Here is an 18,365-nt window from a genome sequence, read left to right on the forward strand (position 1 = left end):
GGCGTTGACCACCGATGACCTGAGGTCGGTAGTGTGTCCGCCTCTTCCCCACCGATCACCGATCCACGCGGGAGCGGACATGCTCGGGTTGTTGCGCAAGATCTTCAGAACCGGCCGGGTGGCCGAGCGCGATCCGGGGCGGCCGGGGTACGGGCTGCTCGCGGTGGCCCGCGAGTTCTCCGGATCGGTCCAGGTGCGGCACGTCAACGCGGGGTCCTGCAACGGGTGCGAGGTCGAGATCCGCTCTGCGTTCGGGCCGGTGTACGACGCGGAGCGCTACGGCGCCAAGCTCGTCGCCTCGCCGCGGCACGCGGATGCCTTGCTGGTCACCGGACCCGTCACGCGCAACATGGCCGAACCCTTGCGCCGCACCCATGACGCGATGCCCGGCCCGAAGGCCGTCCTCGCGGTCGGCGACTGCGCGCGCAACTGCGGCGCGTTCCGGGGCGCCTACGGGGTCGCCGGCGCCGTGCGCGACGTCGTGCCCGTGGACCTGGAGATCGAGGGCTGCCCGCCCCGCCCGGAGGCGATCGCCGAAGGGCTGCGGAGGCTGACCGGCCGATGAACGTCGCCGCCACCTTCCTCGCCGCCGCGCTGGTTCTCGGCGTACTGGCGGCGCTCGCCGGCTCGCTGCCGGACTACGTCCTCAAGGCGAACCTCCGCGCACCGGCCGCCGGGCTCGGCACCGCGCTAGCCGGGGCGGCCGGCGTCGTCGCCGGGATCGCCGCCATGACGGGCGACCCGTACTCGGCGTCCGTGCCCGGCGTGCTGCCGCTGACGGGCGTCAGGATCGAGCTCGACCCGCTGTCCGGGCCGTTCCTCGCGGCGGTCGGCGTGGCCGCGGTGGCAACCGGGGTCTACGCGGTCGGTGACGCGCGCTCCCGCGTCGTGCAGTCGGTCGTGCCGCTGTTCGTCATCGCGATGCTGCTCGTGCCCGCGGCCGGGGGCGTCGGCACGTTCCTCGCCGCGTGGGAGCTCGTCGCGGCCACCTCGCTCGTGCTGATCCTCGTCGAGCACCGGCGCAGCCCCGAGGTCGCGGTCGCCGGCCGGTGGTACGCGGCCCTGTCGCAGCTGGGTTTCCTGACCGTCCTCATCGGACTCCTCATGCTCGCCGGGCGGGCCGGCGACTCGTTCGCCGACCTGCGCGACGCGCACCCGTCCGCCGTGGTCGCCGGGCTCGCGTTCGTGCTCACGCTCGTCGGGTTCACCACCGCCGCGGGGATCGCGCCCCTGCACGTGTGGCTGCCGCGGGCACACACCGAGGCGCCGAGCCAGGTCTCCGCGCTGATGTCCGCGGCCATGGTGACGCTCGGCGGCTACGGGATCGTCCGCATCGGACTCGACCTGCTCGCCGGCGGCCCGCGCTGGTGGTGGCTCGCCGTGCTCGGGCTCGGCGCGCTGTCCGCGGTCGCCGGCCCGCTGCGAGCCGCGCCGAGCGGCGACCTCAAGCGGCTGCTGACCCGCTCGACGATCGGCGGCATGGGGCTGGTGTTCGTCGGCATCGGCGCGGCCGGCCTGTTCGCCGCCGCCGGGCAGCGGGTACTCGCCGGCCTCGCGCTGACCGCCGCGTTGCTGCACGTCCTCGGGCACGCCGCGGCGACCGGCCTGCTGTTCCTCGCCACCGGGTCCGTCGTGCGCGCGACCGGCACGCGCGAGCTGGAGACGCTCGGCGGGCTGCGGCGCAAGATGCCGTGGACCACGGCCGGGTTCGGGCTCGGCGCGCTGGCCGGCTCGGCGTTGCCGCCGGGCACCGCGTTCGTGTCGGTCTGGTTGCTGCTGCAGGCGTTGGTGCACACGCCACCGGGCACCGGCACGACGATCGGGGTCGCCGTGCCGGTAGCGGTGGCGGCCGTCGCCCTGTCGGTCGGGCTCGCGGTGTCCGCGCTGGCGCGCGCGTTCGGCGTCGGCTTCCTCGCCCGGCCGCGCAGCGCCGCCGCCGAGCAGGCGAGCGAGAGCCCGCCGTTCCTGCTCGCGGGCCTCGGGCTCGCCGGGCTGGCGAGCGTCGTGCTCGCCCTCGGTCCGACCCTGGTGCTGCCGGCGCTGGGCACGGTCAGCGAAACCGTGCTGGGCGAAGGGGAGCGGGCCGTCACCGGCGCGATCACCGTGCGGGTGGCGGGAGTCGCGGGCACGATCTCGCCGCTGCTCATCACCGTGGCGCTGGCCGTCGCGCTCGCCCTCGCGATCGGCGGCACGATGCTGCTGGCCCGCCGCCGCGCCCGCCGCGCGGTGCCCACATGGGACGGTGGGGCCGGGCCGGCGCCGCGCCGGGCCACGACGTTCGCCGTGCCGGCCTACTCGATCGAGCGGACCGAGGGCCGGCTCTGGCGCCCCGCGCTGGCCGCGCTCAACGCCTGGGGAGAGGCCGGCCGCGCGCTGGCCACCGGCAGCGTGCACCGCTACGTCGGCTACGGGTTCTACGCGGTCTGCGCGCTGCTCGCGATCCTGGCGGTGACCCGGTGAACGCACTCGGCATCGTCGGCGGCGTCGTGCAGCCGGTGCTGCTGCTCGCCGCCGCGCCGCTGCTCGCCGGCGTGCTGGAGAAGGTCCGCGCCCGGCTCGAGGGCCGGGTCGGCAGCGGGATCTGGCAGCCCTACCGGGACCTGCGCAAGCTCTTCGGCAAGGAGCCGGTGGACCCGGGCGGCACCAGCGAGATGTTCCGCCTGGGCCCGCTGCTGCTGCTCGCCACCACGGTCGTGGTCGCGGTCGTGGCGCCGTTCGTCACGACCGCGCCGGCGATCGCGCCGGCCGCGGACCTGTTCGCGGTCGCCGGGCTGCTCGCCCTCGGCGCCGTCGCGCTGGTGCTCGGCGCGCTCGACACCGGCACCGCGTTCGGTGCGCTCGGCGCGGGCCGGCGGCTCACGATCCTCGCACTGGCGACGCCGACGCTGCTCGTGGCGGTCGTCGCGCTCGCCACGCGGGCCGGCTCGACCAACCTCGGCGCGATCGTGTCCGCCACGCTCGACGACCCGGTGCAGGTCGTCTCGCCGGGCAGCCTGCTCGCCGCGGCGGCACTCGTCGTGGCGATCGTCGCGGAGACCGGGCGGCGGCCGGCGGACGACCCCGTCACCCGCCAGGAGGCGACGATGGTGCACGGTGCCATCGTGCTGGAGTACGCCGGACCGGACCTCGCGCTCGTGCAGCTCGCGTCCGCGATGCGGCTCGCCGTGCTGCTCGGCCTGCTCGCGAACCTGTTCGTGCCGTGGGGGATCGCGACGTCCATGGGCGCGGCCGCCGTGCTGATCGGCGTGGGCGCGCTAGTGGCCAAGGTCGCGGTGCTCGGGGTGCTGGTGGCCGTCGCCGAGGTGTTCGTCGCCCGGCTGCGCGTCGTCCGGGTGCCCCAGCTGCTGGCCGGCTCGTTCGTACTCGCCCTGCTCGCCGTCTCCGCCGCGTTCTTCCTGACGTGAGAGGGAGAGTGATGAAACCGAGCCCGCAGCTGCCGTGCGGCTCCCAACCGCACCTGAGGGGAACGGGACGCAACTCAGCCACAAGCACGTGCCCAACCGGACTGTATCGGGTCAAGGTGACCAAGAGGGTCAATTCCGGGGAGGCGGGATGAGCTCGCTCTACACCCAGCTGCTGGACCTGGCCTGTGGCGGGCTGCTGCTGACCGCGGCGCTCGTGCTGTGGCGCCGCCGGGTCGCGGTGGTCGTCCGGGTGTTCGTCCTGCAGGGCATCGCGCTCGCCGGGCTCGGCGCGGTGCTCGCGATCCACGAGATCTCCGTCCAGCTGTGGGCGGTGGCCGCCGTGCTGCTCGTGCTGCGCGCGGGCGTGCTGCCCTACCTGCTGCGGCGCGCGGCCGCCGGCCCGCCCGGACCGGAACCCCCGCCGCTGCTCGGCGGGGCCGCGTCACTGCTCGCCACGGCCGGGCTGACGCTGCTCGCCTTCGCGGTGTCCCGGCCGCTGGTCGAGATGGCCCCGAAGGGCGGCGTGGGCGCGGCCGGCACGGCGATCCCGGTCGGCGTGGCCGTCGTGCTCGTCGGCTTCCTCGTGCTCGCCACGCGCCGCGGCGCGCTGCCGCAGCTCGCCGGTTTGCTGTTGATGGACAACGGGATAACCGCCGTCGCGCTGCTCAGCGGCGCCGGGCTCGCGCTGCTCGTCCAGGTGGGCGTGGCGCTGGACGTGTTGCTGGTGCTGGTGATCCTGCAGCTGTCCGCCACGCGCACCCGGGAGACCGTCGGCGACACCGACCTCGACGAGCTCCGGGAGTTGCGGGACTCATGATGACCGTGTTCATGTTCGCGCCGATCGCCGTGCCGCTGCTCGCCGCGATCGCGTACGCCGCGGCCGGCTGGCGCCTGGCGACCGTCTGGGCCGGCGCGGTCAGCGCCGGGCTGGTGCTGGCCTGCGCGGTCGGCGCCGCCGTCGAGGTCGTCCACAGCGACTCCGGCGCGTTCAGCGCCGGGCAGGGCGTGCTGCGCGCCGACGCGCCCGCGGCGTTCCTGCTGCTCGTGGTCGGCGCCGTGGCCCTGCTCGCGACCGTCGCGACACCCGCGTACCTGGCCGCCGAGATCGAGGCGGGGCGGGCCACCGACCGGACCGCGCGCTGGCACTGCACGGCCGTCCAGCTCTTCCTCGCCGCGATGTCGCTCGCCGTGCTCGCCGCGGACCTCGGCCTGCTGTGGGTGGCGATCGAGGCCGCGGTGCTCGCCACCGGGTTCCTCGTCGGGCAGGGCGCGAGCCGTGCCGCCGCCGAGGCCGCGTGGAAGCTCGTCGTCATCTGCTCCGCCGGGCTCGCCCTGGCGCTGCTGGGCATCGTGCTGCTCGGCTACGTCGGGTCCGATGTGGACGGTGTGCGGATCGCGGTGGTGCTGCTGGTGGTCGGGTTCGGCACGATGGCCGGGCTCGCGCCGCTGCACGCCTGGCTGCCCGACGCGCACGGCCAGGCGCCGGCACCGGTGGCCGCGCTCCTGTCCGGCGTGCTGCTCTCCGTCGCCGCGTACGCGATCCTGCGGGTGCGGGCCGTGTCCGACGCCGCGCTCGGGCCCACGTTCGGCCGGGTGCTGCTCGCGGTGCTCGCCGTGGTGTCCCTGCTCGTGGCCGCGTCGCTGCTGCTGGCCCAGCGGGACTACCAGCGGATGCTGGCCTACTCGAGCACCGGGCAGCTGGGCCTGGTCGCGCTCGGCGCGGCGATCGGCGGCCCGCTCGCGATCGCGGCGGTGCTGCTGCAGCTGCTCGGCCACGGGCTCACCAAGGCCGTCCTGTTCGTCGGGGCCGGGCGGATCCGCCAGCTCACGGGCACCAGCCGCATCGACGGCGTGCGCGGCCTCGCGGCCCGCCATCCGATGCTCGCCGGCGCGGTCGCGGCGGCCCTGCTCGCCCTGCTCGGGCTGCCGCCGTTCAGCCTGTTCGCGAGCGGCCTCGGCATCGCCCGCGCCGGGTTCGCGGCCGGCCTCGGCTGGCTGGTCGCCATCGCCCTGCTGCTGGCGCTCGCGATCGCGATCGCGCTGATCGCGCACACCAGCCGGATGCTGCTCGGCGAGCCACCGGACAGCCCCGGTGCGGCCACCGGCGTCGTGCGGCTGCCCGGGTCCACCACGGCGGCACTGGTGGGCGGCCTGGTGGTCTGCGCCGCCGCCGGCATCGCCGCCGAACCGCTGGCCACCCTGCTGCGGCTGGCCGCCGACACGCTCGTGGGGGCGCCATGACGAGTGACACCACGCCGGGGATCACGCCGACCCCGGGCCCGCCCGGCGAACCGGCCGGCACGAACCGCACCGCGCTGACGATCAGCCCGGACGACCTGCCCGCCCGCGCGAAGTCGTTGCTGGACAAGGGCTATCGGGTCGCGCTGATCGCCGGCCACGAGGACGTCGGCGGCATCGGGCTGCGCGCGGTCTACCTGTTCACCGCCGCCGACCCGGACCGGCGTGTCGAGCTGCACGTCCCGGTCCCGCGCGACACCCCGGCCGTGCCGAGCCTCGCCGGCATGTCCTCGCTCGCGGCCCGCTTCGAACGCGAGATGCACGACCTGTTCGGCATCGTGACGCTCGGCCACCCCGTGCCGCACCGCCTCGTCCGGCACGGCCACTGGCCGCGCGGCTGGTACCCGATGCTCGCCGCCGCGGGGGAGCCGCCGGAGTTCGCGGCCGCCGAGGTGCCCGCGCCGGTCGACGAGTCGGAGGTCTCGCTCGGCCCCGTGCACGCCGGCGTGACCGAGCCGAGCCGCTACCGGCTCACCGTGGACGGCGAGCGGGTCACCGCGGTCGGCGGCCGGCTCTGGTATGTCCACAAAGGAATCGAGCGGCTGTTCCAGGGCCGCACGCCCGCCGACGGCATCGAGCTGGCCGAGCGGATCAGCGGCGACACCGCCGTCGGGCACACGCTCGCGTACTGCCTCGCCGTCGAGGACGCCGAGGGTCACGAGGTCGATCCGGACGTCCAGCGGATCCGGTCGATCCTGCTGGAGCTGGAGCGGCTGTACAACCACGCGGCCGACATGGGCGGGCTGTGCGGCGACGCGGGGCACGGCGTGCTCGACGCGCACGCGCAGGGCATCCGCGAGGAGCTGCTGCGGATCAACGACGAGGTGACCGGCCACCGGCTGCTGCGCGGCGCGATCCACCCGGGCGGGGTGGCGATCCGCCGGCTGCCGCACCCGGACCGGCTGGCCGAGCTGGCCACGGAGGTGGCCTCGCTCGTGGCGCTCGCGCTGGAGAGCAGCGTGATCGTCGACCGGTTCACCGGCACCGCCGTGCTCACGGTCGAGCAGGCGGCCGCGTGCGAGGCCCTGGGCTACGTGGCGCGGGCGAGCGGCCTGACCGTCGACGCCCGGCACGACCACCCGTTCCTGCCCGCCGACCCGCCGCGCGCCTACGACCGCACCGAGGGCGACGTCATGGCTCGCTTCCTCGCCCGGGCGGCGGAGTTCGCGGACTCGGTCCGGCTCATCGCGGCGCTGCGCGAGGAGGGCTTCGCCGCGTCCGCCGAGCCCCCGCAGGCGCGGCGCGCCGAGGCGAGCACGGGCGTGGGCATCGTCGAGGGCTGGCGGGGCACGATCACCCACCGCGTCGAGCTGTCCGAGGAGGGCGTGCTGACCCGGGTGAAGGTCGTCGACCCGAGCTTCGTCAACTGGGCGGCGCTGCCGCTCGCGCTGACCGGCATCGATGTGGCCGACTTCCCGCTCGCCAACCGCAGCTTCAACCTGTCGCTGGCGGGGAACGACCTCTGATGGCCCCTTGATAGGCAAGTAGTCACTTGCCTATTGTGTTCACCGTGGCGGCCGACATCTTCAAGGCGCTCGCCGACCCGACCCGGCGGCGCATCCTTGACGAGCTGGCCGAACGGGACGGGCAGACGCTCTTCGAGATCTGCACGCGCCTGGTGACCAAGCACGGTCTCGGGCTCACCCGCCAGGCGATCAGCCAGCACCTGGCGGTGCTCGAGGAGGCCGGGCTGGTCCGTACGCGCCGGCAGGGCCGCTACAAGTTCCACGACCTGGACACCGCGCCACTCGAGCGCATCGTCACGCGGTGGCTCAGGCCCGGCTCACGAGGGGAAGGCTCATGAGAATCCATCTGTCCAGCGTCTTCGTCGACGACCAGGAGAAGGCGCTGCGCTTCTACACCGAGGTCATGGGTTTCGTGCCGAAGTTCGACGTCCCGGTCGGCGAGGACCGCTGGCTGACCGTGGTCTCACCGCAGGATCCCGACGGGGCCCAGCTGCTGCTGGAGCCCTCGAGCCATCCGGCGGTGAAGCCGTACAAGGAGGCACTCGTCGAGGACGGCATCCCGGCGAACTCCTTCGCCGTCGACGACGTGCACGCGGAGTTCCAGCGGCTGCGTGAGCTCGGTGTGCGGTTCACCCAGGAACCGCTGCGGATGGGCCCGGTGACCACCGCGGTACTGGACGACACCTGCGGCAACCTGATCCAGATCGTGCACCAGAGCGAGTAGCTACGAGGCGCTGTCCTCAGGGAACTGGGCGGTGTAGCCGAGGGACTTGAACATGCCGGTCAGCATCGTGCGGGTGTTCTTCTCCGCCCGCGCGGTGAGGCCCGCGTCCTTCGCGGCGTCGGAGATCTTCTTCTCCGCCATCACGTAGAACTCCTGCTGGTCCTCGGTCTTGAACAGGGCGGAGACGCGGTCCCAGACGCCGCGTTCCTGCGAGTACAGGTAGGTCTTCTTCTGGTCGATGCTCGGCTTGGCGAGCTTCGCCGCCGGCAGCTGCACCCGCACGGTCCGCTTCTCGGTGTCGACCTTCAGCGCCCGCTCGTCGAGGGCGTCGAAGTCGACGTACGCGTCGACCGACCCCGCCGCGACGAACAGCGTCCGGCTGCCCGCGATGACGTCCGGCACCCAGGCGACGTCGTGCTCGAGGTCGACGACGACCTGGAAGTTGCCCTGAGCGGCGTGGTACTCACTCAGGTCCTTCACGGACTGGAGCAGTGCGGGCTGGCTCCGGTCGACCTCGTTGTCGTGGAACGGGTTCAGGCTGGGCAGCTTGCCGGCCAGGAACAGCACGGCGGCGACGATGACGACGACGACCCCGACCACGCGCCCAACTTTCCACAGTGGACTCATGGGTGTGTCTGGCATGCCGACCTCCTCACCCCGCAATTTTTTCACGGTGGGGCCGAGGTCGCTCGGCGACGAGGCGTCAGCCGTCGCCGTACGTGGCCCGCAGGCGGCTCTTCAGCAGCTTCCCGGACGCGGTGCGGGGGAGCGCGCCGGCGAACACGACCGACGCCGGGACCTTGTACTTCGCGATCCGCGAAGTCAGGAAGTCGCGCAGCTCGACGGGGTCGACGGCCTGCCCTTCCCGCACCACCACGACGGCCCGGCCGACCTCGCCCCACCGCTCGTCGGCGACCCCGATGACCGCGCAGTCGGCGACGGCGGGGTGCTGGTGGATGGCGTCCTCGACCTCGGCGGGGTAGATGTTCTCGCCGCCGGAGATGATGAGGTCCTTGATGCGGTCGCGGATGTAGAGGAACCCCTCGTCGTCCACAACCGCGAGATCGCCGGTGCGCAGCCAGCCGTCGGCCGACAGCACCGCGGCCGTCTCGGCCGGCTTGTCCCAGTATCCGGGCATCACGTTGGGGCCGTGCAGGATCACCTCGCCCGGCACCCCCGGCGCGACGTCGGCCCCGGCCGCGTCGACCACGCGCACGTCGGTGAAGAAGCACGGCGTGCCGGCCGAGCCGACCTTGCGCGTGCTCTCCGCGGCACGCAGGAACAACGCGCTCGGCGCGGACTCGGTGAGCCCGTAGCCCTGCAGGAAAGTCAGGCCGCGCCGCTGGTAGGTGGTGATGACGGATTCGGGCACCGGCGCACCGCCGCAGATCATCGTGCGTACCGACGACAGGTCCGCGTCCGCCCAGGCCGGCGTGGCGGCGATGGCCTGGAACATCGCGGGCACGCCGAACAGGTAGGTGACCCGGCGCTCGGCGATGAGCTCGAGCGTGCGCACCGGGTCGAACGCCGCCATGAGCACGACCGTGCCGCCCTTGAGCAGCGTCGGCAGCACGGTCTGGTTCAGCGCGGCGACGTGGAACATCGGCGCGTTCACCAGCGTCACCTCGTCGCCCGCGACGTCGACGTCGATCAGCAGGTTGAAGCTGTTCCAGTGGATGTTGGCATGCGAGAGGGACGCGCCCTTCGGGCGCCCGGTGGTGCCCGAGGTGTACATGATGACCGCGACGTCCTCCTGGTCGACCGGCTCGTCGAGGGGGTCGTCCGGCGCGGCGGCCAGGAGGTTCTCGTAGGCGTCGAAGTCGAAGACGTGCGGCACGACCTCGCGCAGCGCGCCCGCGGCCGCGGCGTGCGCGGGTGAGTGCACGAGCACGGTCGTGCCGCTGTCGTCGAGGATGTAGGCCAGCTCGTCCGGCGTGAGCCGCGCGTTGAGCGGTACGAAGATCGCGCCGAGCTGGCCCGCGCCGAAGAGCACCTCCAGGAAGTTCCCGTGGTTGGGTCCGAGGTAGGCGACGCGGTCGCCGCTCGCGACGTCCAGCTTGGCGAGCGCGTGGGCGAACATGGTGCTGCGCCGGTGGAGTTGCCCGTATGTCCACTCGCGACCATCGGATACGACCGCCACGCTGTCCGGTGACATCCGCGCCCGGCGGGCAGTCCACGATCCGATGCCTTGGTTGCGCATGGGCGTCCTTCCACCATGAGGCGGGCCACCAAATTATGCGTGGATCTTGCGGCCGTCAACGAGTTGCCTAATATCGGCCCGTGCGCCCGCAGTCCCTGATGCTCACCTTCCTCGGTGACTACCTCTACAGGCAGGGGCGGTGCGTCTACTCCGGGACCGCGATCGCGGTGCTGGGCCGGCTCGGGGTGTCCGAACACGCGACGCGGTCCACGCTGGGCCGGATGGTGAACCGCGGGTTGCTGTACCGGGTTCGCCGCGGCCGGCGCATGTACTTCGGCCTGACCCCGCGCACGGTGGCCATCCTGCGGGACGGGCACGTCCGGATCTGGCGGACCGGCGCGGTGAACGAGGACTGGGACGGCACGTGGACGTTGCTGGGGTTCTCGCTGCCGGAGGCGTGGCAGCGGCAGCGGCACGACCTGCGCTCGCAGCTGGCGTGGGCGGGTTTCGGTCCGCTGCAGGGCGGGCTGTGGATAGCGCCGGGCCGGGTCGACGTGTCGGCGATCGTGGCCGAGCTGGGCCTCGCCACGAGGGTCCGCGTGTTCCGCGCACACGCCGACGAGCTGACCGACGTGGCGCAGCTCGTACACGATGCCTACGACCTGGACCGCCTGGCGCAGAGGTACCGGGAGTTCGCCGACCGCTGGTCGGACCCGCCGTACCGGGCCGACCCGCTGGCCGCGCACCTGGCCATCGTCACCGAGTGGCTGCGCATCATCCGGCTGGACCCACGCCTGCCGGTCCGCCACCTGCCGGCCGACTGGCCGGCCATCCCCGCGCAGAAGACCTTCCAGCATCTGGAGGCGGAGCTGGCCACCCCGGCCGCGGCGGCGGTCGCGCCCATCTTCGAGTCCGTCCCGGAAGAGACCGCTCCCGCTGCGGACTCCGGTGGTTGAGCCACTGTGCCGCTGATGAGCGGCGCTGACCGTCAGCGGCGCAGCACGGCCCACAGACCCCAGCCGGCCTCCGAGGTCACCGCGTGGAACGGCCTGGCGCCGGCCGCCGCGTCGAGCGCGCCGACCACCGTGGAGATCGGGACGTGGTGCGGGGCGCCGGTACCGAGCGCGTTCGACCACACCACGACGCCGTCCGGCGCGAGCACCCGCACGACCTCCGCCGCGAACAGCGGTACGTCCGCGAGCACGACCGCGCTCGCGGACGCGTCGGGCAGCGGCAGCCGGGCGGCGTCGCCGATGAGCCGCCACGCGGCGCCGGACCGGCGGATCATCTCCGGCGTCAGGTCCAGGCTGACCACCCGCGGCCACACCGCCGCGAGCAGCGGGGTGAGCAGGCCGGTGCCGGCGCCGGCCTCGACGCACAGGCCGGCGGGAAGGGGGCCGCCGCGGTCCAGCGCGTCGGCGAGCGGCACGGGCCGGTACCCGCCGCGCTCGTCGTCCCACCCGGACGCGAGCTCGGTGTAGCGGCGGACGACCTCGCGGGCCGAGTCGCCGGACCAGACGGCCGGGTTCTCCGCGATCTCGCGGGAGTTCCGCTGCGCCGCGGCCGCCTCCGGGCGCACCGGCTTGCCGGGCTCGGCCGGCACGACGCGGGGCAGGGTCTCGATCACGTACCCGATCCTGCCACCGCGACTGCGCACGCGGCCGGTGGTCCGCACCACGCCGGAGCTGCGATCGTCGACCGATGCGGATACGAGTGGAGCGGTCCGCCGGCACCGTCGGGACGCGGCTGGTGGACCCGGAGAACTACGCGGACTTCGCCGTCGAGCTCGCGGTCGACACGGCCGCGGCCGGCCCGGCGCTGGCCGGCCGGGTGGAGCTCGCCGGCGACCAGGCGTGGGTCGACGAGCCGTGGCTGCGCGAGCTCGGCGGGTACGACGGAGACGGGCGCTACGCGCGCATGCTCGACTTCGCCCGTGACCGCGGCTGGCTCGACGCCGGCGGGCGCATCGCGGCACATATCGTCCACATCGGACGGTAACGCTGGCGCGCGGGGCCGGCGTGTGCGAGCCTGCCCCCGTGCGGCCCACTCTGTACGAGTTCGCCGGTGGCGAGCCCGCGTTCCTCGCGCTCGCCACCGCGCACCACGCGCGCTGCCTCGCCGATCCCGAGCTGAACCACCCGTTCTCGCATCCGGACCAGCACCCGCAGCATGTCGAGCGGCTAGCCCGTTACTGGGCGGAGGTGCTCGGCGGTCCGCCGCTCTACTCCGAGTCGTGCGGGGACCACTCCTCGGTGATGCACCTGCATTCCGGCAACGGCGACATCTCCGACCTCGGCCGCCGGTTCGTCGACTGCTTCGTGGCCGCGATGGACGACGCGCAGCTGCCCGCGGACCCGGCGTTCCGCGCTGCCATGCGGGCGTACATGGTCGTCGCGGTGGACGAGGTGCTCTCCTACGGCGACATCCCGCCACCGCGGGGCCTGCCCATGCCCCACTGGTCGTGGGAGGGTCCGGTCAGCTGATCGCGCGCGCCAGCATCGGCAGCGACCGGTGCAGCTCGCGCTCCCAGTACGGCCACGCGTGCCGGCCGGGCCCGTAGAAGTCGGTCGTCACGCGGACGTGCTGGGCGCGCAGCTCGCCGGCCAGCGCGACGGACTCCCCGTTGAGGAACTGCTCGATCTCGTCCGGTTGCGCGTCCGGCGGGTCGAGCGGGCCGGGCCGGCCGTCGCCGACGGAGAGGAAGACCGGGATCCCGCGCAGCCGGCGGGCGAGATCGTAGGGGTTGTGCGCGGCCCAGATCTCCGGGTGCGCGGCGGGGTCGCCCCACAGCGCGTTCGGGTCCAGGCCCCAGCCCGACACGATGCTGGTAACGATCTGCTCGCCGACCGGGCTCTGGTAGGTCGTGTGCACGACGCCGCTGTAGGACGCGGCGGCGTCGAACATGCCCGGGTGGCGGGCGGCGTAGGACAGCGCGCCGAAGCCACCCATGGACAGCCCGGCGATCGCGCGCTCGTGGCCGGAGCGGTACCGGTGCTCGATCAGCCGGCGCAGCTCGGTCAGGTGGAACGTCTCCCACGCCGGGCCGGACAGCCAGTTCGAGTAGAACCCGGCCGGACCGCCCTCGGGCATCACGACCAGCATGTTCGTGTGCGCGGTGAGCGCCTCGACGTCGGTGTTGTTGGTCCACGACCGGTAGCCGGTGTCGCCGTCGCAGCAGCCGTGCAGCAGGTAGAGCGTCGGCCACGTGCGGTGCCGGAAGCGCTGGTAGTCCGGCGGGAGCAGCAGCCGCACGCCGACGTCGTGGCCGACGGCGTCGGAGTGCACGGTCAGCTCCAGGAGCCGGTCGCTCAGCCGTTCCTCGTGGACGACCCACGCACCCGTCCGGGTCGGCGTGGACGCGGCCGAGGCGGCGGCCGGCAGGGTGATGGCGAAGTTGAGCAGCAGGGCCAGGATCAGCAGGATTCCCCGGGATCGCATGATGGCCTCCGATGGTCCGTCACCTCATCGTGCTGGGCGCGGGCCGTCAGGACAAGAACCGGCCAACCAGCCTCAGGCTTCGTGACCTGCTTGCAGGTCCTTGACGTCCTGGAAGGGCAGCTGGCCGAGCCCGGTCGGGTCGCCGACCTCCGTCGGCTCGAGGAGCTGGCCCTCGTGGTCGCCGGCGTCGTGCCGGCTCAGCACCCGGCCGGCGAACCACTGTGGACAGTCGGCGAGGAGCGGGGCGCCGCCGGGGCCGGGACGCCAGTCGCAGTGGGCGAACTTGTCGAAGTCGGTGCCGGTGCGGGTGCCGAACAGCTTCGCCAGCGGATGGTTGTCCGGGGTGAGCACGTGCACGACGAGCAGGTCGGTGTCGCGCGCGACCGTGTAGGTGTGGTTGTTCTTCGACAGCCAGACCATGAACCGCGGCGGGTCGATGCTGCACTGCGCCGCGAAGCCGACCAGGCAGCCCGCGTGCCGCTCGCCGGCCGCCGCGGTGACGACGAACATCGGGTAGTCCAGGTCGCCGACGAGCTCGTTGAACCTGTCCACGGTGGACGCCATGGGCCGACGGTACCGGACAGCCGACTCCCTTGTTTCGTCAAGAACTTTCGTGTCGCGATTCTGTAACGGATCGGCCAAGGTCGGCGACCCTCCAATATTGGAGCACTGGCAGGAAGAAGAAATTCGCATGAGCGGAAACGTGCTCGACCAGGCGTCGGTCGACGCCTTGCGCGCCGGCTTCGGCGGCCGGGTCGTGACCCCGGCCGAATCCGACTACGAAGACGTACGCGCGATCTTCAACTCGATGGTCACCGCGCGGCCCCGGGTGATCGCGCAGGTCGCCACGGCGGGGGACATCCCGATCGCACTCGACTTCGCCCGGCTGCACGGGCTCGACGTCGCGGTCCGCAGCGGCGGCCACAGCGTCGCCGGCGCGGGGCTCACCGACGGCGGACTGGTGATCGACATGCGACGCCTCAACGAGGTGACCGTCGACCGCGAGGCGCGCACCGCCCGCGTCGGCGGCGGCGCGGTGTGGGGTGACCTCGACAACGCGACCCAGCCGTACGGCCTCGCCACCACCGGCGGCCGGGTGTCCTCGACCGGCGTGGCCGGCCTGACGCTCGGCGGGGGCTCCGGGTGGATCGAGCGCAAGTTCGGGCTGGCGTGCGACAACCTGCTGTCGGTCGACCTGGTCACCGCGGACGGCCGGCGGCTCACCGCGAACGAGCAGGAGAACCGGGAGCTGTTCTGGGCGCTGCACGGCGGTGGCGGCAACTTCGGCGTCGTCACCGCGTTCACCTTCCGGCTGCACGAGCTGCCGGAGTTCTCGGTGGCCGTGCTGGTCTGGCCGCCGGACCGGGACCGCTCGGTCGCCGCGGTGTTCCGGTCGGTGTTCACCGACGCGCCCGACGAGGCCGGCGGCACGTTCGGGCACGTGACCGGCCCGCCGGAGGACTTCGTGCCGGCGGACCTGCAGGGCGGGCTGTGCGCCGTCGCCATCGTGACGTGGTGCGGCCCCGAGGAGGACCTGCGTGACTTCATCGCGCCGCTGCTCGCGGCCGGGCCCACCGGCCAGCTGGTCACCGACATCCCGTACGCGCAGCTGCAGTCCATGCTCGACGTGCCCCCGGGGAACCGGAACTACTACTCCGTCGAGCAGCTGAAGGACCTGCCGGACGAGGCGCTCGACCGGATCTGCGCACGGTCGGCCGACATGCCGGTGCCGACGATGTCCCAGCAGCTGCTGATCCCGCTCGGCGGCGCGGTCGCCCGGGGCGCGCAGTGGCCGGGCTTCAACCGCGACGACGCGTGGATGGTCCACCCGCTCGGCGTGTGGCCGGACCCGGCCGACGACGAGCGGGCGAAGGCGTGGGCCCGCAGCCTGCAGGCCGACGTCCGCCCGTGGGCGACCGGCGACGTGTACCTCAACTTCATCGGGGACGAAGGTGAGGAGCGCGTGGTGGCCGGGTTCGGCCTGGACAACTACCGGCGGCTGGCCCGGCTCAAGGCCGACCTCGACCCGGAGAACGTGTTCAACCGCTGGCACAACGTGCGGCCCGCGCGGGCGGGATCCGGCGTGTAGCCGTTGCTCCGGCAACGACACTGGCCGACGATGTCAGGGCGACCCGCTCCCGGGCCGCCCTGACCTCGAGGAGCGCCCGTGCCGACCTTGCCCTTGCTGCCGACGTCACTGGTCGGCAGCTACGCCCAGCCGGAGTGGTTGATCGACCGCGCGAAGCTCGCCGGGCGCTTCCCGCCCCGGGTGCGCGCCAAGGAGCTCTGGCGGGTGCCGCCGGAGAACCTCGTCCAGGCCCAGGACGACGCGACCGTGCTCGCGATCCGCGCGCAGGAGCGGGCGGGGCTGGACATCGTCACCGACGGCGAGATCCGGCGCGAGAGCTACTCGAACCACTTCGCGACCGAGCTAGAGGGCGTCGACCTCGACAACCCCGGCACGGCGCTGGACCGCAGCGGGCACCCCAACCCGGTGCCGCGCATCACCGGCCCGATCCGCCGCCGGCGCCCGGTCGAGGTGGCGGACCTGGAGTTCCTGCGGGCGAACACCGACCACACGGTGAAGATGACGGTGCCCGGCCCGTTCACGATGAGCCAGCAGGCGCAGAACGACCACTACCCGGATGCCGAGGCGGCGGCGATGGACTACGCGGCGGCGGTCAACGCGGAGATCCGCGACCTGTTCGCCGCCGGGGCGGACATCGTCCAGATCGACGAGCCGTACATGCAGGCCCGCCCGGACGCGGCGCGCCAGTACGGCCTCGCGGCGCTGAACGCGGCACTGGACGGCGTCACGGGGACGACCGCGGTCCACATCTGCTTCGGCTACGCGGCGATCATCCACGACCGGCCGTCGGGTTACTCGTTCCTGCCGGAGCTGGCGGGCTGCCCGGCGAAGCAGATCTCGATCGAGACCGGACAGTCCGGACTGGATCTCGGCGTGCTCGCGGACCTGTCGGACAAGACCATCATCCTGGGCGTGATCGACCTGTCGGACCACGCGGTGGAGCCGGCCTCGCTGGTCGCGACCCGGGTGCGGCGCGCGTTCGACCACGTGCCGCCGTCGCAGGTCGTGATCGCGACGGACTGCGGCATGAAGTACCTGCCGCGCGAGTCGGCGGAGGGCAAGATGCGCTCCATGGCGGAGGCGGCCCGGATCCTGCGCGCGGAGCTTCGCTGACCCTCCTTTGTCCACAAGGCTTGCTGCTGCGCCCAAATCGCGAAGCGGTGCTACTCTGCCTCCCGGCGACGGCCCATCGCCCAACCCCTCTCGGGCTCACCCCAGCTGAGCCGATCCAGGGGCAAAGGGGGACAGACTCCCGGGCCGCGAAGTCACGTTGGCATATCGGTCACCGGACGCCGTCGGGTCGACTGCTGGGGAGTGGTCCGTGCGGTGCCGAGCGAGGACTGAGATGCCACGGCAGAAGAACTTCAAGAAGCTCGTCCGCGACCGCGCGGCCAAGACCGGCGAGTCCTACACCGCCGCTCGCGCGCACTTCGTGGCGCCACCGCCGCGCCCCGCCACCGACCCCGACGCCGCGGCGCTCACCCGGGCCCTCGCGGCGGCCGGCGTGCTGAACCCGCGCGACGGGAAGCCGTTCACCGAGGCGCTCGTGTTCGGTCTGGGCGGCGGCATCGGGTTCCAGTACATGGTCTTCGCCTACCAGGGCTGGACCTCGATCGCGCTCGACGGCCGGTGCAACACGCTCTACTTCGAACGCAAGGGCTTCATCGAGAACGCGTGCGCGCGGCTCGGCGTGCCGCTGCAGGTGCAGCAGCTACCGAGCCCCGAGACCGCGGAGAAGCGCCTGCGCGCCGCCCTCGCCGCCACGCCGGAGGTCGCGCTGACCCTCGACCTGGTGAAGCTGCCCGGCCACCCCGGCGACGGCCCGTACGTGCCGTACCTGCCGAGCCCCGTCACGGTGTCCGAGCACGGCGGCGACCTCGCGGTCACCGGCCTGGCCGGCGGGCGGACCACCATGTCCTGGGCCGACCTGATCGACGCGCGCTGGTCCCAGCACAAGAAGTACGGCGGCCTGTTCCGCCTCGGCACGCCGGCAAACCCGCCGGATGTCGCCGCCGTGACGCGGGACGCGATCGCCCGCACCGCCGAGTGCCTGCTCGAGCCCAGCAAGTCCAGTTTCGACGCCAACTTCGGCATCCCCGCGATCCGCAAGTGGGCCCGCCTGTTGACCGACGAGAAGGACGCCAAGGGCTGGCCGAAGCTGTGCCCGGACGATGAGTCCCGCCGGCTCGCGATGCTCTCGGTGAGCCGTGGACTCGGCGAGGCGGCGTCGCGCCCGCAGTTCGCGGCGTTCCTGGCGCAGGCGGCGACGCTGCTCGGGGACGCGCGGCTGGCCGGGTCGGCGGACACGTACGACGACCTCGGCCGCCGCTGGGCGAAGCTCGTCGCGCTGACCGGTGAACCCGGCACCACGGCAGCGGATCTCGCCGCCCTGCTGCCCGGCCTGGCCGACGCGGAGGAGGCGGCCGCGACCGCGCTCCGGTAGGCGACCGCGCGCCCGTACACCGTGTCAGCGCACGGTGTACGGGCCGGTCGGGACCTCGTGGTAGCCCTTCGCGCCGATCGCCCGCGCCAGCGGGCTGCGCGGGTCCTCGTCGGCCTTCAGCCGGTCCAGCACGTACCGGAAGTCGTAGCGCGGCCGCCAGCCGAGCACCTCCCGCGCCCGCGCGTTGACGTACACCCGGTCGATCTCGCCGAACATCCGCCAGCCGCGTCGGGCGTACTCGGCCGGCTGGTCCGGGAAGAGCCGGGCGACCACGCTCGGCGCGTCCCGGTGCAGCGACGGCAGATCCGCCACGGTGAACGGCGTGGTGGCGCTGATGACGAACCGGCCGAAGCCGACCTCGGG

At 73.3% G+C, this 18,365-nt stretch carries 19 protein-coding genes and 1 pseudogene; 14 read left to right on the forward strand and 6 right to left on the reverse strand.

What is annotated here, in order from left to right; translation table 11 throughout:
* The first annotated feature begins 79 nt into the window (after window positions 1-79).
* From VH969_RS07080 to VH969_RS07115, 8 genes are all read left to right on the forward strand, one after another.
* Window positions 80-565 carry an NADH-quinone oxidoreductase subunit B family protein gene (locus tag VH969_RS07080; RefSeq protein WP_331972267.1) on the forward strand — a complete coding sequence of 162 codons (486 nt, stop codon included), beginning with the start codon at window positions 80-82 and terminating at the stop codon, window positions 563-565.
* Window positions 562-2,460: a proton-conducting transporter transmembrane domain-containing protein gene (locus VH969_RS07085; protein ID WP_331972270.1), complete on the forward strand. Its 1,899-nt coding sequence runs from the start codon at window positions 562-564 to the stop codon at window positions 2,458-2,460. The genes VH969_RS07080 and VH969_RS07085 overlap by 4 nt, the downstream gene beginning before the upstream one ends.
* A complete protein-coding gene (locus tag VH969_RS07090; protein WP_331972273.1) occupies window positions 2,457-3,404 on the forward strand; it encodes a respiratory chain complex I subunit 1 family protein in 948 nt (315 codons plus the stop codon). Before VH969_RS07085 ends, VH969_RS07090 begins: the two co-directional genes overlap by 4 nt.
* A gap of 148 nt (window positions 3,405-3,552) precedes the next feature.
* Window positions 3,553-4,221, forward strand: a complete 669-nt coding sequence (locus VH969_RS07095; protein ID WP_331972276.1) for a hypothetical protein — start codon at window positions 3,553-3,555, stop codon at window positions 4,219-4,221.
* On the forward strand, window positions 4,218-5,645 hold the full coding sequence (locus tag VH969_RS07100) for a proton-conducting transporter transmembrane domain-containing protein (protein WP_331972278.1): 1,428 nt from the start codon (window positions 4,218-4,220) through the stop codon (window positions 5,643-5,645). The genes VH969_RS07095 and VH969_RS07100 overlap by 4 nt, the downstream gene beginning before the upstream one ends.
* Window positions 5,642-7,168 carry a hydrogenase large subunit gene (locus tag VH969_RS07105; protein WP_331972281.1) on the forward strand — a complete coding sequence of 509 codons (1,527 nt, stop codon included), beginning with the start codon at window positions 5,642-5,644 and terminating at the stop codon, window positions 7,166-7,168. Before VH969_RS07100 ends, VH969_RS07105 begins: the two co-directional genes overlap by 4 nt.
* Window positions 7,169-7,212: 44 nt before the next feature.
* Window positions 7,213-7,506 (forward strand): ArsR/SmtB family transcription factor, encoded by a 294-nt coding sequence (locus VH969_RS07110; protein ID WP_331972284.1) that lies wholly within the window; start codon window positions 7,213-7,215, stop codon window positions 7,504-7,506.
* A complete protein-coding gene (locus VH969_RS07115; RefSeq protein WP_331972287.1) occupies window positions 7,503-7,892 on the forward strand; it encodes a VOC family protein in 390 nt (129 codons plus the stop codon). Before VH969_RS07110 ends, VH969_RS07115 begins: the two co-directional genes overlap by 4 nt.
* Here the strand turns inward: VH969_RS07115 and VH969_RS07120 are convergent, their stop codons facing one another.
* Together VH969_RS07120 and VH969_RS07125 are read right to left on the reverse strand one after the other, a co-directional pair.
* On the reverse strand, window positions 7,893-8,534 hold the full coding sequence (locus VH969_RS07120; RefSeq protein WP_331972290.1) for a DUF4230 domain-containing protein: 642 nt from the start codon (window positions 8,532-8,534) through the stop codon (window positions 7,893-7,895). It lies immediately after the preceding gene.
* Between the two features lie 61 nt (window positions 8,535-8,595).
* The gene (locus VH969_RS07125; protein ID WP_331972293.1) at window positions 8,596-10,092 is read right to left on the reverse strand and encodes an acyl-CoA synthetase; all 1,497 of its coding nucleotides are present in this window, start codon (window positions 10,090-10,092) and stop codon (window positions 8,596-8,598) included.
* An 80-nt stretch (window positions 10,093-10,172) separates the two neighbouring features.
* Here VH969_RS07125 and VH969_RS07130 point away from each other — a divergent pair, with 80 nt between their 5' ends.
* Window positions 10,173-10,988, forward strand: a complete 816-nt coding sequence (locus tag VH969_RS07130; protein WP_331972296.1) for a PaaX family transcriptional regulator — start codon at window positions 10,173-10,175, stop codon at window positions 10,986-10,988.
* A 32-nt stretch (window positions 10,989-11,020) separates the two neighbouring features.
* Here VH969_RS07130 and VH969_RS07135 read toward each other — a convergent pair whose 3' ends face one another.
* Entirely contained in the window at window positions 11,021-11,659 is a 639-nt protein-coding gene (locus VH969_RS07135) for a class I SAM-dependent methyltransferase (RefSeq protein ID WP_331972299.1), read from the reverse strand.
* Between the two features lie 74 nt (window positions 11,660-11,733).
* Between VH969_RS07135 and VH969_RS07140 the strand changes: the two genes are divergently transcribed.
* Window positions 11,734-12,030, forward strand: coding sequence for a hypothetical protein (locus VH969_RS07140; protein WP_331972302.1), 297 nt, complete (start codon window positions 11,734-11,736; stop codon window positions 12,028-12,030).
* Window positions 12,031-12,068: 38 nt separating this feature from the next.
* Window positions 12,069-12,515, forward strand: a complete 447-nt coding sequence (locus VH969_RS07145) for a group II truncated hemoglobin (RefSeq protein WP_331972305.1) — start codon at window positions 12,069-12,071, stop codon at window positions 12,513-12,515.
* On the opposite strand, the gene VH969_RS07150 is transcribed toward VH969_RS07145, so the two are convergent.
* On the reverse strand, window positions 12,508-13,470 hold the full coding sequence (locus VH969_RS07150; protein ID WP_331972308.1) for an alpha/beta hydrolase: 963 nt from the start codon (window positions 13,468-13,470) through the stop codon (window positions 12,508-12,510). The genes VH969_RS07145 and VH969_RS07150 overlap by 8 nt on opposite strands.
* Window positions 13,471-13,542: 72 nt before the next feature.
* A complete protein-coding gene (locus VH969_RS07155) occupies window positions 13,543-14,034 on the reverse strand; it encodes a flavin reductase family protein (RefSeq protein WP_331972311.1) in 492 nt (163 codons plus the stop codon).
* Between the two features lie 127 nt (window positions 14,035-14,161).
* On the opposite strand from VH969_RS07155, the gene VH969_RS07160 reads away from it, so the two are divergent.
* The 3 genes from VH969_RS07160 (at window position 14,162) to VH969_RS07170 (ending at window position 18,002) form a co-directional block, all read left to right on the forward strand.
* Window positions 14,162-15,559, forward strand: a complete 1,398-nt coding sequence (locus tag VH969_RS07160; protein ID WP_331972314.1) for an FAD-binding oxidoreductase — start codon at window positions 14,162-14,164, stop codon at window positions 15,557-15,559.
* A 78-nt stretch (window positions 15,560-15,637) separates the two neighbouring features.
* Window positions 15,638-16,672 (forward strand): 5-methyltetrahydropteroyltriglutamate--homocysteine methyltransferase, encoded by a 1,035-nt coding sequence (locus VH969_RS07165; protein ID WP_331972317.1) that lies wholly within the window; start codon window positions 15,638-15,640, stop codon window positions 16,670-16,672.
* A gap of 232 nt (window positions 16,673-16,904) precedes the next feature.
* Window positions 16,905-18,002: a BtrH N-terminal domain-containing protein gene (locus tag VH969_RS07170; protein ID WP_331972320.1), complete on the forward strand. Its 1,098-nt coding sequence runs from the start codon at window positions 16,905-16,907 to the stop codon at window positions 18,000-18,002.
* 24 nt (window positions 18,003-18,026) lie between these two features.
* Here the strand turns inward: VH969_RS07170 and VH969_RS07175 are convergent.
* A pseudogene (locus VH969_RS07175) lies at window positions 18,027-18,365 on the reverse strand (NAD-dependent epimerase/dehydratase family protein); the annotation flags it as partial.

It is taken from the genome of Actinophytocola sp., assembly GCF_036555685.1.
In the GTDB taxonomy this organism is placed as follows: Bacteria; Actinomycetota; Actinomycetes; order Mycobacteriales; family Pseudonocardiaceae; genus Actinophytocola.

Excerpts from the sequence above, each read along its gene's own strand:
- VH969_RS07140 (WP_331972302.1), top strand. The coding sequence starts at position 11,734 with ATGCGGATACGAGTGGAGCGGTCCGCCGGCACCGTCGGGACGCGGCTG.
- VH969_RS07085 (WP_331972270.1), top strand. The coding sequence starts at position 562 with ATGAACGTCGCCGCCACCTTCCTCGCCGCCGCGCTGGTTCTCGGCGTA.
- VH969_RS07150 (WP_331972308.1), bottom strand. The coding sequence starts at position 13,470 with ATGCGATCCCGGGGAATCCTGCTGATCCTGGCCCTGCTGCTCAACTTC.
- VH969_RS07100 (WP_331972278.1), top strand. The coding sequence starts at position 4,218 with ATGATGACCGTGTTCATGTTCGCGCCGATCGCCGTGCCGCTGCTCGCC.
- VH969_RS07095 (WP_331972276.1), top strand. The coding sequence starts at position 3,553 with ATGAGCTCGCTCTACACCCAGCTGCTGGACCTGGCCTGTGGCGGGCTG.
- VH969_RS07080 (WP_331972267.1), top strand. The coding sequence starts at position 80 with ATGCTCGGGTTGTTGCGCAAGATCTTCAGAACCGGCCGGGTGGCCGAG.
- VH969_RS07105 (WP_331972281.1), top strand. The coding sequence starts at position 5,642 with ATGACGAGTGACACCACGCCGGGGATCACGCCGACCCCGGGCCCGCCC.
- VH969_RS07115 (WP_331972287.1), top strand. The coding sequence starts at position 7,503 with ATGAGAATCCATCTGTCCAGCGTCTTCGTCGACGACCAGGAGAAGGCG.
- VH969_RS07120 (WP_331972290.1), bottom strand. The coding sequence starts at position 8,534 with ATGCCAGACACACCCATGAGTCCACTGTGGAAAGTTGGGCGCGTGGTC.
- VH969_RS07160 (WP_331972314.1), top strand. The coding sequence starts at position 14,162 with ATGAGCGGAAACGTGCTCGACCAGGCGTCGGTCGACGCCTTGCGCGCC.
- VH969_RS07125 (WP_331972293.1), bottom strand. The coding sequence starts at position 10,092 with ATGCGCAACCAAGGCATCGGATCGTGGACTGCCCGCCGGGCGCGGATG.
- VH969_RS07155 (WP_331972311.1), bottom strand. The coding sequence starts at position 14,034 with ATGGCGTCCACCGTGGACAGGTTCAACGAGCTCGTCGGCGACCTGGAC.
- VH969_RS07170 (WP_331972320.1), top strand. The coding sequence starts at position 16,905 with ATGCCACGGCAGAAGAACTTCAAGAAGCTCGTCCGCGACCGCGCGGCC.